The organism is Nitrospira sp. CMX1, from assembly GCF_054902215.1.
Genome location: NZ_JBUBKD010000032.1, coordinates 1 through 11620 on the forward strand (window position 1 = coordinate 1; position 11620 = coordinate 11620).

Annotated in this window: 11 protein-coding genes; 10 read left to right on the forward strand and 1 reads right to left on the reverse strand. The window is 55.4% G+C overall.

From position 1 onward, the window contains the following. The first annotated feature begins 180 nt into the window (after positions 1 to 180). The 10 genes from ACYX34_RS08750 to ACYX34_RS08795 all read left to right on the forward strand — a co-directional run bounded on the left by ACYX34_RS08750 (position 181) and on the right by ACYX34_RS08795 (position 9497). A complete protein-coding gene (locus ACYX34_RS08750) occupies positions 181 to 525 on the forward strand; it encodes a hypothetical protein (protein WP_462076172.1) in 345 nt (114 codons plus the stop codon). A 77-nt stretch (positions 526 to 602) separates the two neighbouring features. Then, positions 603 to 2069, forward strand: coding sequence for a YncE family protein (locus tag ACYX34_RS08755; RefSeq protein ID WP_462076173.1), 1467 nt, complete (start codon positions 603 to 605; stop codon positions 2067 to 2069). Between the two features lie 249 nt (positions 2070 to 2318). Then, positions 2319 to 3203, forward strand: a complete 885-nt coding sequence (locus tag ACYX34_RS08760; RefSeq protein WP_462076174.1) for an energy transducer TonB — start codon at positions 2319 to 2321, stop codon at positions 3201 to 3203. A 148-nt stretch (positions 3204 to 3351) separates the two neighbouring features. Beyond that, the gene (locus tag ACYX34_RS08765) at positions 3352 to 3702 is read left to right on the forward strand and encodes a hypothetical protein (protein ID WP_462076175.1); all 351 of its coding nucleotides are present in this window, start codon (positions 3352 to 3354) and stop codon (positions 3700 to 3702) included. Positions 3703 to 4339: 637 nt separating this feature from the next. Next, positions 4340 to 4687 (forward strand): hypothetical protein, encoded by a 348-nt coding sequence (locus tag ACYX34_RS08770; protein WP_462076176.1) that lies wholly within the window; start codon positions 4340 to 4342, stop codon positions 4685 to 4687. Between the two features lie 246 nt (positions 4688 to 4933). Further along, entirely contained in the window at positions 4934 to 5248 is a 315-nt protein-coding gene (locus tag ACYX34_RS08775) for a helix-turn-helix transcriptional regulator (protein ID WP_462076177.1), read from the forward strand. 18 nt (positions 5249 to 5266) lie between these two features. After that, complete coding sequence (locus ACYX34_RS08780; RefSeq protein ID WP_462076178.1) at positions 5267 to 6337, forward strand: transporter; 1071 nt, start codon at positions 5267 to 5269, stop codon at positions 6335 to 6337. Between the two features lie 9 nt (positions 6338 to 6346). After that, positions 6347 to 7879, forward strand: a complete 1533-nt coding sequence (locus tag ACYX34_RS08785) for a YncE family protein (RefSeq protein ID WP_462076179.1) — start codon at positions 6347 to 6349, stop codon at positions 7877 to 7879. A gap of 60 nt (positions 7880 to 7939) precedes the next feature. Further along, complete coding sequence (locus ACYX34_RS08790; protein WP_462076197.1) at positions 7940 to 9079, forward strand: tetratricopeptide repeat protein; 1140 nt, start codon at positions 7940 to 7942, stop codon at positions 9077 to 9079. Positions 9080 to 9131: 52 nt separating this feature from the next. Next, positions 9132 to 9497 carry a c-type cytochrome gene (locus ACYX34_RS08795; RefSeq protein WP_462076180.1) on the forward strand — a complete coding sequence of 122 codons (366 nt, stop codon included), beginning with the start codon at positions 9132 to 9134 and terminating at the stop codon, positions 9495 to 9497. 293 nt (positions 9498 to 9790) lie between these two features. On the opposite strand, the gene ACYX34_RS08800 is transcribed toward ACYX34_RS08795, so the two are convergent. Then, the gene (locus tag ACYX34_RS08800) at positions 9791 to 11590 is read right to left on the reverse strand and encodes a TIGR03790 family protein (RefSeq protein WP_462076181.1); all 1800 of its coding nucleotides are present in this window, start codon (positions 11588 to 11590) and stop codon (positions 9791 to 9793) included. Between the last annotated feature and the right edge of the window lie 30 nt (positions 11591 to 11620).

Sequence of the window (11620 nt, forward strand, 5' to 3'; positions counted from 1 at the left end):
GTCATGTTCAATGTGATGAATTTCGCCTCGTTCTATTTCATCGCGCAGATCCCCATTCATCGGGATTTCAACGGCAATCTTGAGCAACAGATCAGTTACATCTTTGGGATGACCAAGTCATTCCAACTGTTTGGCGGAGCGTCTTAGAGAATCGACAGGAACGACGGAATCGAATCGGCCATGGTGAGAAAGCTCCGACAAACAGTTTCTCGAGCACTGACCGGTTGCTGCGTTGTGCTCTGGTTGACCGGATTCTTATCGGTTGGACAGGGAAATCTGACGACACAATGGGCAGTATCCCACTGCCCAAGCGGACAGGCGCAGAACAGTCAGCAGAGCCACAATCATTGTGCCTGGCATTGCAGCGGCTTCGACACCCAGAGTGGTGACGAACGATCCGAATCCACCGCGGATCTTCAGGTGAGTCTTGTCTGGAATCTTGGCACTATTCCCCCACAGCACGCACGTATTGATGGCCAATTTCCACCTCGTGGTCCGCCGCAGTGTATTCCTGAGATTACCTAGCACACAATCGTTTGGGGAGACGGCTGCGCTCCCAATAATCACGTTAAAAACGACAATGTATGAGGAAGGAACGTTCCATGGAAGCGATGAAAAGGAAGAGTTTTGTATCGGGTATATCAATAGGTGCGTTAGGGTTCGCGGTGATCGGTCTTGCGGCGTGCAATTCAGGAGAAACCACCACGGCTACCCTGGCTCCTGGCGGCAGCGCTGCTCAGGCTAGTGCGTTGGTGTTTGTGAATAATACCGGCGATAAAACGCTGACCGGCGTGGCGCTGAAGGGCGATTCCGGCAACGCGGTAATCAACACGATCGACGCGGCGAAGTTCGAGAATGTTGCTCTCGGAGACATGCAATTCTCGAATAAAGATTGGGTCTTTTTGAACCTTGCTGCAGCGAACAAAGTTGCGACGATCGATCCACTCACAGCTGCGACTCCGATTCATGAAGCGAATTTGACGACAGGCACTCGACCCGTTCACCTCTATCGGGATAGGAACGACGGCGAGGTCATCTGGATCATGAATGACGGTGACAATGCTGCGGGGACTGCGACACCCGGGGACGATTTGATCAATTGCGCCGCATTCGGCGGGGGCTCAGTGACGGTGGTCCACAATTCTCATCTTGGCCCAGGAGGAACTCCGCCTACCGTGCTCGGAACGACTTGCCTTTTGGCTGATGGACATAAAGTTGCAGCCTTTGCAGAGAATAAACGAGTCTTTGTCTCCAGTGAAACCGGCGGAGAAATCGCCGTTCTTGACGGTGATGAAACCTCTGCGAACTATCGGAAGATGATTGCGCGCATTGATCTCTGTAAGTCAGCCAAGGAAACCACGCCTTGCAATGACGAGTCCGCAACACCGATCACGACCGCGTTTACGCCTAATGCCTCAGCTCCGCACGGCATCCGCTGGTCCACGCTGACCAAGAAGGTCTACAGCATTCAAGAGGGATATGGAGAGATCGCAGAGATCGACCCAGCAACTTTGACCATTAGCAAGAGGTTTGACCTCGCCGGAACTCCCTATACAACGTATGGGATTTCACCCGACGGGAAGTATCTCTTGCTCCGTGGCGAAACAACCGCCCCGCAAGCAACGAAACTTGGTGTGATTGATCTCAGTGCCGCGACGCCGGCTATCGCTAACCTGACCATTCCGGAACTAGACGGAACCTCAGCGGGGGCATTCAAGTTTGCCCCGAACTCCGGACGGTTCTACATTTTGGCCGGGAATGGAGCAACGGCAACCAAGAAGGACAGACTGTTCGCGTTTGACTGGACGACCGTGGCGCCTCCAGCGCTCACCCTGTTGAGGGAGATTCCGTTGGTATCGACCGGCGGGCACGGCTTCGATATCTTGGCTGAAGGGGCTGGGGAAGCGAAGTATCTGGTGGTGTCGAATGCAGCACCAGCGAATTCACTCACGATCATCAATGCGACCGACCATCAGGAAAAGCAGACGGTCGCTGTCGGGGCAAATCCGGGAGGGGTGATGGTGTTCGATTCTGGGGCGGCTTTGGCAGGGAATCAGGCGAGTAATTAGGATACGTATGGATGGGGCAGCCCGTTGTGGGGTGTGATTCGTGAGGATTCAATGGGCTGCCCCCCAGCGGCCAGGTGACCGACTGATCGATTGGACGACGACGGTTCCGTCCGAGCCGCGGCTGTCGACGAGGGTCAGCGCGGGGTGGAGGTGCTCATTCCTTGGCCTTCGCTCCCCACTTTTTTCTTATCGTTGAGATTAGGGTTGCATACGAGCTGTGGGAACAGTCATAAGGGATGCATGGCATCGATGGATGAACAACGATTCGTGGCCCCTGCCTGGGCTGTCTCATTAGCTTTGCACGGAATGGTTGGTGGCCTCGCCTTCGCATTTTCCGCACAGATCCAACCTCCTGTGCAGGATAATCTCTTCAGCTGGGATGTGGCGTTTGTACAACAGACAACCGGCTTTTCAAAACCAGAACGAGTGGAACCGACGACCACATCGGCGCAACTGCCGGTAAAAAAGGTGATCTCATCACGGGCCAAGTCAATGCCTGCAGCCGTCCAGCCCGATAAGCTGATAGAGCAGCATGCTGAAATGCCGCCATCAACGATCGTACAGAGGGAAGAAGTGCCTCAGGTACGTGAGGTGCCAGCCGAGCAACGACTCGTCGAAGTGGCTGAGACCACTACTCAGCCGATCGTAGAAACGAAGGAGTCCGTTGCTACGACTTCTCCGTCCGAATTGATTGAGTCTCAACAGTTTCAACAGGAACCGACGGTGCCTGCATCGCCTCCTACCTTGTCCACGGAGGGGCAGACTGCTCAAGAGGCCAAGATTCCGGAGTCATTACGAGAGACTTCAGGAGTTGCTGCGGCAATATCCGGTCCTGGAGCAAAGATGGATAACCGGTGGCTGGCCGAGTCCTTGTGGCGAAGGGTGGCTGAGCTGAAGCGTTATCCAAACTCAGCCCGTATGAATGGCCAGGAAGGGAAAGTAATTTTGAAGGCCGTCATTCGGTCAGATGGGCAGCTGGCTGAGGTGTTTATTCAAAAGAGCTCCGGATACAGTGTGCTCGATGAGGCAGCGATTGAAGCTGTAAAACGAGCCTGTCCGCTTGACATGACGCAGGCTCTCGGGAAACCGCAAATCGTTGTGAGTCTGCCGATAGTCTACAGTTTGGCCAACTAGCGGCTCCGCGATGAATGTAGTCCGACGCATGATTCGACTGAACATATCAAGATTCTAAGGGAAAGTGATGCATCGGTGAGCAACCGTAGCAGACAAGTCCTGAGCGTTCATGTATAGTTCAAGCCTATCAATTGGGACCAGAATACACGTGAAAGACTCACGCCGATCATTGCCTCATCTTTCAATCGCTGGCTGTGCCGCCTTGCTCTATGCGGGGTTGCTCGTGGCGGGCAGCAGTTGCAATTTGGTTCACGGTGACTGGCATCAACGTCATCAACACCATCACGCGGACGAAGGCTCGTCTGCCGCGGACCAGTTCTGCGCATGGGCCTGTCAGGCGACGGCGGACACCGTGGCGGAAGGTGGGCCATCACTGGCTGTCAGGGATTTGGTGAGTGGGCCAGCCGAATTCACTTCCACTGAGCTTCCGTTCTCTACCGATTTCTCCGCGATTCATTCGCGGGCACCTCCTTCGAATTTCTTCGTCAGACTTGGCTGATCCGTATCGCGTAGTCGTGCTCTCGCGCGCTGGTACGAATACAGCCGGATTGCGTCTATTTCACAATTAAACTGTCTGTGTGAACTGTCCGAGCAGATGACCCTCCGGCTCGGACCAAGCGCGGGGCGAAGGTTGGCTGCCTCCTCCTTGGCCCCGCCCTTTATCACAGGCTGGGTAGGGGTGACTACCAACTATTCTCTTCAGCCTTGAATGAGTTGTATCGGAGCTATGGTGCTAGAGCGCAGGGCCGGTGTTATCCGGTCGAACGTTTTCAGAGTGGGAAGTGATGTGGATAGTCCGTCCGGGAAGGTGACCCTCCGCCCGGACCAAGCGCGGGGCGAAGGTTGGCTGCCTCCTCCTTGGCCCCGCCCTTATTATAGTGCGAAATGCTTGTTGATAGTCCTTAATGAACGTCCAGACCATTCTCAGGGAGAGGATGTAGGTCGATGGATCCTGTATTCTGCTGTGGGACAAGATGGCTAGTTTCAGTAGCAAGCAGCACGATGTCAAAATTGTAGCATCCGTTAGCATGCATGAGCATACGTAGGTAGACAGATTCTGAATACTCATGTACAACAGCCCCTAGTATCGGTAGGGCTGTATGGTCTACGTAGAATAACTCGTAGGGGCTTGCAACGTGAAGCGATTGAGTCAGATTTTTCATAACCTTTCTATTGTCGGCTGCACAGCGCTGATGTATGCCGCGTTGGTCGTGCTGAGTACCGGCTGTGCGTTGGCTCATGCCGACCGGACGCAAGCGCATCACCATCATAGCGAAGAGGGTTCATCTTCTCAAAGTGCATTTTGTGCCTGGGGCTGCCAAGCAACATCGGATATTGTCTCGGCGGCTGAACCGTCGATGACGGTGGCTTGGCTTGTCGTTGAGCAACAAGTATTGCCTTCCGACGTATATCGTGTGTCTTCCGCTTCCACCGTACTCCATCCTCGAGCGCCTCCATTCACTGTTCTTCTTTCCCGAGTATAAGGTCATAAGGGTAGTAGGCATTCTCGCCGATGCTCTTAAATGATGCTTGCCCTCGGTTCGCTTTCATTTCGGTACATCGCAGTCCTGTCTGAGTCAAGCAGCCGTTGGCTCGGACGAGTGCGGGGGAAGGTGCTTCTTCCTCGGCCTTCGCCCCGCCATTTCAAAGGCTGACGAGTGGCACGAGGCTAACGGGTAATTTTCCGATTGTGGTACAGAAACTTTCAGGAACGTTATGGAGGATTCATCATGGATGTGATCGGCACGTTGCAGAAAAAACAGCTACTCCGTGTGGACGAAGCCGCAAAGATTCTCAATGTCAGCCGCTGGACGGTGTATCGATGGGTTGAGGCCGGTCGGCTGGGTGGTACACGCTTGGGCGCCGGCAGTTTAAGAATATTCAGTCATACAGTGGCTGCCTTGATTGATCTCCACTGTGTCGGATCGATCCAGGAAGAAGGCACCGATGTGTTATCCAAACAAGGTCCACTCAAGTCGCGGGCGATGAACGCACGACCTGTAGGCCGTGAAATAAGTCGGTTGCGACAGCCGGCAGCGGTCTGATGTAAGGTCTCAACGTCAATGCGTCGCATCGTCTCGTACGTATTGCTGGTTCTGCTGGCCTCATGGATGACGGCCTTTCCCGCAGCGGCATCCTGCGGCTCAGTTAGTTGTTTTGTCGTCATCGGCTCTCAACAGGCGGTCTCGCCGGCCGGGGTATTGACCGTCAATTTCAACTATACGTATACGCCGAATGAGATTCCCTCCACAGGAGTCAATACTATCCCGTTTGCAAATTCACAACTCAAACAGCTCATCCTGGCCAATAGCAAGGTCGGCCAGCTCAGCACGCTGATCAAAACAGCGGCATTAGATCTCAATTACGGCCTAACCGAACGGGTCGGTCTTGAGGTCCTCATTCCTTACAAATTCGTGGATGCGGTGGGACAGATCGGAGCCGGAGCAGTGTCGCATAACTCGGACCGTGGAATCGGAGATGTCCTGGCGAAAGTGAAATACAATATGCTCCCGACTTTGCGCAGCATGTTGGTCTTAGAAATGGGCGTCTTTTTTCCGACGGGGGATTACGGCAATCATGCAACAGACACCCAGCTTGTCGAGTCAACGTTACAGGTCGGACGTGGAGCCTTCGGTATTCAACCTGGGTTTTATCAAACCTATGAGCTCCTGCCTCACCGCCTGAACCAGTTTCTCTCAGGAAACTATCGATATACCGTACGCAATTCCGATGGGTATCGATTCGGTCAGGAATTTACCATCAATGCGGGTCTGAATCTCGTGACGTTTCCCTGGTTAACCCTCACGACCCAACTCAATTTCCGTCATAAGGATAGGGACAACCTTGACTCGGCGTTGTACGAGTTCAGACCGGCCCCATTCAATAGAGCGGTCTTACTGGATGGAAATATCATCGGCCGATCGGTGCCCACGACAGACCACACTCTTCTGGCGTTCTCACCCGGCGTGGTGATGAATGTATTCGACTATGGGCAAATCTATTTCATTGCACAAATTCCAATTTACCGAGAGTTCAATGGGAACCTTCAGCAAGGGCTGAGCTTTGTCGGGGGGATCAGTAAGTCGTTTGCAACACCTTCCCTCGCTAGCCTCTTTAGCGGCTCGTCAAAGTGAGGACGTATCATGGAACATCCGCTTCGACGTAGGTTTTCCTCGACAGCATCAGGCCGTTGGCTTGCGGTTTTCTGCATAGTCTTGGTTGCGGGCTGCAGTTCCGGGGCGGATAGTGAGCAGATTGCGGATACACCGCTTTCAACCCCAATGGCGCTTGTCGTGAATCAGGGCGACACGACGCTGACCACGGTTCGTCTGGACGGAAAAAAACAGCCGATCGTCAGTACCTTGTCGCTCGGCCCCCCACAAATCGACGCAATCGGAGGCGTGGCGTTTTCGCTGGGAGAATGGATCTTTGTCACCAACAGCGCAACGAACAAGGTGGCCACCATTGATCCGATCGGCGCGCAGACGCCGATCCTCGAGAGTTTTCTGACGGAAAATCCAAAAGATGTTCGGGTCAGGATCGGGCAACGACCGACGCGTATCTACAGGGATCCGGTCGATAAGGAAGTGCTCTGGACCATGAACGACGGCGATCCATCGACCGGTCTGGATACCGTGGCCAACTGCACTCACGGGGGCTCCGTCTCGATCCTCCATAATTCCCATCTTGGAGTGGGCGGGGAAAAGCCTCGCGTTACGTCGATCGTCTGTCTTTCCGGGAAAGGAGCCCATTTCATCGCGTTCTCCAGACCGCCGGTGACGGCACAGGAGTTGGCGATCGTCTCCAGTCAGATGACGGGGATAATGAGCGTGCTGCTTCCTGTACAAACGGCAGGTGGAAATGTCGCCTGGAGTGAATTTTCCCAAAAGATCGATCTGTGTGACAGCACCATGGAGACAGCGCTGGGGTATCCGGCCTGTGATGCGGACCCATTGACGCCCAACCATTCCGCACCGGCCGGCATGTTCTGGTCGCAGGCCACGGGGAAGATCTACGGTTACCTTGCCGGGTACCGAATGATCATCGAGATCGATCCGACATCTTTGACGGTGACACCCAGGCGTATCACGGTTTCCCAATTGCAACAGGCTGAGGTCACACCGGACGGTCGACTTCTATTCATGGTGGGTGAGGATGTCGCTACAGATCCGGCAAAGGTCATCGCAAGGTTCGGATTCATCGATCTCACCCAGCCGACGCTGAGTGTCGTGGGACAACACGAAGTCGATCATATGCGTCCGTATCAGTTTCGCTTTACGGCCGACGGGAAACGATTGTATGTCACCCAGTCAAATACCACCATCGGGTTGACGCCGCAGCAGGCGGATGCACTCCAAAAGGACAAGCTCTATGTCTTCGATACGGCAACCTGGCCGACGTCTTTCCCGGTATTGAGGACGGTTGATTTACCGCCGGTTGGCCCGCTCGGTGTCCATGGCTTGGACTTGTGGGTCATCGGCCCTAAGGGAGCCGGATCCGCTAAGGGCATTATCGTGTCGAACGCTCCGCATAGTGAGAATGGGTCGGTGTCGTTTATCGATGCAACGGACCATACGATCACTGCGACTATTTCGGTGGGAAAAGCTCCGAAGCAGGTCACCGTCTATTACGTGGGACTTGCGGCAAACGACAATCAAGCGACCCCCACACAATAACTCGTGAAGACGATCTGTATAGACGGTAGGTGATGCCCGACTGCAGGAAGGGAGTGTGTGATGCAGAATCCCCGGGTTCAGCAGAAGAATCGCCCGATGTTCAGGCGACTCTGGTACGCTCAGAATTGGACATACGTCGCCCCTATCATGATCCTTCTTCTTACATTTGTGCTCTATCCCCTTGTGGTTATAGCGGGTTCGTCGGAGCCATGGCACGCCTTGACGGCTGCCGGAATGGCGGCCCTTGAACAAGGCAAGTACAAGGACGCGGAGCGGCTCTTTGTGATGGCGAGTCGAGAGGCGCAACGATTCGGTTCCTCTGATGAGCGTGTTGCAGCGACCTTCAACGATCTGGGGCTGGTGTTTCATGAACAGGGGCAATTCGCACGGGCGAAGTCCTACTACGAGCAAGCGCTCGCCATCTGGGAGCAATCCTCGGAGATGGAACATGCCGGCGTTGCGACCGCATTGCACAACTTGGCGGAAATCTATCAGCAAGAGGGTGAGTTTGAACAGGCCGAAGCCCACTATCTGCGTGCACTCACCGTAGGGGAACGCGCCCTTGGCCCGGGTCATCCACAGCTAGCGGTTGGACATAATGGAATGGGAGTCCTCTACCGCAAAGAAGGGCGGCTGGTTGAAGCAGAGGCCAGATTCCATCTGGCCCTGGCCATGCTGCAACAGCAGGAGGGAACCGACTCACCCGATGCAGCACCAATCCTCAATAATTTGGCATCGCTCTATAAGGAGAAGGAACTGTATGTATTTGCCGAGCCGTTGTATCAACGAGCACTGGCCATACGCCGAGCGCATCTGGGAGAGTATCACCCTGCGGTCGCCCTCTGTCTGAACAATTTGGTGAACCTCTATCAGGCTGAGGGACTTTCCGAGATGGCAGACCGGGCCTACCGAGATGCATTCGCGAGCAGCCAGGGGGCGGAGGAGCCGGCCGAAGGGCTTATGGGTAGCATTCTTGGAAACTGGGCTCTGCTCACGCACGAGCGGGGGCTGCTGGATGAGGCACGACTGAGGTACGAACAGGCGCTGGTGATTCAGCAACAGACGCTGGGAAAGAGTCATCCCATGGTAGCGGTATTGCTCGATCGCTACGCGTCGCTTCTCCGGGATCTTGGCCAGCAGTCGCATGCGGGACTCATGGCGACGAGAGCCACGACAATTCGTACGCGGGAACGCAAATAGATAAGTCTCGATTGATCGGTCTCCACGATTTCTGGAGAACAGAGGAGACGATATGAGAATATCCGAGCAGTGTTTCGCCGCACCCATCCGCATGTCAGACGGCCTATTCATGTGCGCCATTGCGCTTATGGCGATCGTATGGGCTGGGGGTTGTGGAGGTGTGTTTACAGAAATTCCTGAATTGGATACGGCTGATGGACGGATATTCGCCCAACGGTGCGGGGCCTGTCACGGCAAGCCGTTTGGAGATCATGGAGTCACGCATGGGGTGCCGGATGCTCGGTTCAGAACCATGGTGGAATGGCAAGAGGAGTTGGCCAGAATGGAAAGCCTCATGCGCGAAAAAGGGATTCCGCCGCTAACCGACGCTGAGCGTGAGGCGATCACCAGGTATTTGAGCCGCCATGCAAAGTCATAGGGAAACGGGTTGATGCGCAGGAGTCCTCTAAAAGGTTCGGCCGCTGAGATAGAAGACGCAAGTTGGCACCGGGAGGAAGGACGGCAGATGCCCGTTGCTGTTCAGACGGCCGAAGCTCTGATTTCTCTTCCTGGTGACCGACATCACATCACGCACCGACCGGCCGCGCGTGACTCCAGCAACGGTCCCAGTTCAGTGGTAGCATTCCATAGCCTCTTCATTGTGGTCGGACATTCTTGCCGAGTACGATGGGGCTGTGCCAGGAGAGCCTTTGGCTGTACACATTGAGTCTATTATTGAGGCAGAGGGTTCGGTTGAGGCGACGAAGGGGCACGTGTAAGGCTTTGCTCGGCTTGTTGGAGCAGAGAGACCAACCGCTTTTGTGCATCACGTGCGAGGTCGTGTGCCCGTAACAGTTGCGCAATGGGATTCCCCAGTCGCCGTTCAGAGGGAGGGACGAGCTGAGGAGTCATTGCCGGTGTCGGCGAACGCCCCTTCAGTGGATTGTAGAGCGGATCGCCGAACAAGACCATTCGCCAGCTGATGGTGCGGCTCGTGAGATAGTACACTTCGACGAGGGAGTATTTCCCCGATAACAACAGAGTGGTAAAGCGTACCGGCTCCGGGAACGCGTCGAGGTAGGGCTCGCCGACTGATCCGAGCGTGGCTGTGATCCCGTGTTCCAGCGCATTCTTGCACCAACCGCGCTCACCGCGGTCATGCACCGTAACTGCTTCGGCCGAGGCCATGTGATAGCCGATCGCTCCGGGGTTGAACGAAAACACGTTCTCATACGCTCGTAGCTTGTACCAGCCGATATAGAGCGCCACGTTGGGCACCGCTGCCAATGTTGGTTCTGCTTCGTCCAGGATCACTCGATAAGCAGTATTCGCTTTCGCGAGGGCAGCGGCTTCCCGCAAACTGTGGTCGTAGAGGCCATAGGTATTGGTTGCGCCGTTCGGTTGCAGCCCGCGTGCATCGAAATAGATGGTGCCCTCCCAACCCATTCGTTCGGCATGCAGGGCTTTGTCGACGAGGCCTTTAGCCAGCTCGGCAGTCGGGGCATCGAGTCGACTGATCATGAGGAGAGGGATTTGATCGTGGGATGCGGAATGGTCTTGAGAAAGCGGGTTATCCCAGCGCCAGGCGACGGGATAGAGATCCCGGTCCCACCAAAGCAGGCTCAATTCGCTGTCGAGACTGGCATCGGCATAGGTGTAGGTGAGCCGATCAATCTCTGCGCTGGCGAGTTCCAACACCCCTCGCAGGCCAAAGAGCCGTTCTGCCCAGCGGTAGATCAACGTCCGCTCAGAAGCGATGGGCTGACGGGCAAGCCCTGCCCACAGAGGACCGGAGCGTTCCAGCAACGACCGCCAGACCGCCGCTTGGGGCGTGTCAGCTGGACCGGCAGATTGTTCTGAATCGGCTTTCTTCTGAAGGAGGATGCCCCAACCGCCGTACTGCTGGGTCAGGTGAACCAGCTCCTGAGTCCGTGGATCAGAATCGACGCCGCTTCGCTGTCGTATCTGCTCGAGTGTGGATCGCCAGGCATGGTCGACACGTGACAAGAGCGCCGCCGTTCTGGCCGTTTCGAGAATGTCTTGCGCGGGAATCGGCTGGGTGTCCGGCGGCTTCAGCGCTCCAGGAACCAGCTTCCTAAACTGCTCTTCCAATCGCTCCAATGTCGTCCGGCTTGTCTTCACCATCTGTTGTGCATCTGTGAGCCAACGGCGTTCATCCGCTGAAAGTTGCGGAGCGGCTACCCGCAAGGGGATGCCGTAGGTCGTGACAATAACGCGAACTGATGAAGACAACTTCCTCTCCTCCAGCGTGCGTCGAACCGGCGTGACGACGAGATCCTCGTACTCCTGACGAGAAATGGTGTCACGAAACGGCAGGGTGAGCATAATAATGTGGTCTGAGGGAATGTTGCGCTGAGTGGCATAGTGCCGCGTCACGGCGATGCTGTCGGGGTTCGCGGCATTGGCCAAGATAGCGACATGCTGCGGACGGAGCTCGGCTTGGGCAAGAGAGAGCTGACCGACCGTGGCCAGAAGGCACGGAAGAATGAATCTGCGAAACGAGCGGGTCATCGAATACCACACTCTACCGCATGTTCGATC

Bases quoted from the DNA above. Each gene is read 5' to 3' on its own strand.
- ACYX34_RS08750 (WP_462076172.1), top strand. From the start codon at position 181: ATGGTGAGAAAGCTCCGACAAACAGTTTCTCGAGCACTGACCGGTTGC.
- ACYX34_RS08755 (WP_462076173.1), top strand. From the start codon at position 603: ATGGAAGCGATGAAAAGGAAGAGTTTTGTATCGGGTATATCAATAGGT.
- ACYX34_RS08760 (WP_462076174.1), top strand. From the start codon at position 2,319: ATGGATGAACAACGATTCGTGGCCCCTGCCTGGGCTGTCTCATTAGCT.
- ACYX34_RS08775 (WP_462076177.1), top strand. From the start codon at position 4,934: ATGGATGTGATCGGCACGTTGCAGAAAAAACAGCTACTCCGTGTGGAC.
- ACYX34_RS08780 (WP_462076178.1), top strand. From the start codon at position 5,267: ATGCGTCGCATCGTCTCGTACGTATTGCTGGTTCTGCTGGCCTCATGG.
- ACYX34_RS08785 (WP_462076179.1), top strand. From the start codon at position 6,347: ATGGAACATCCGCTTCGACGTAGGTTTTCCTCGACAGCATCAGGCCGT.
- ACYX34_RS08790 (WP_462076197.1), top strand. From the start codon at position 7,940: ATGCAGAATCCCCGGGTTCAGCAGAAGAATCGCCCGATGTTCAGGCGA.
- ACYX34_RS08795 (WP_462076180.1), top strand. From the start codon at position 9,132: ATGAGAATATCCGAGCAGTGTTTCGCCGCACCCATCCGCATGTCAGAC.
- ACYX34_RS08800 (WP_462076181.1), bottom strand. From the start codon at position 11,590: ATGACCCGCTCGTTTCGCAGATTCATTCTTCCGTGCCTTCTGGCCACG.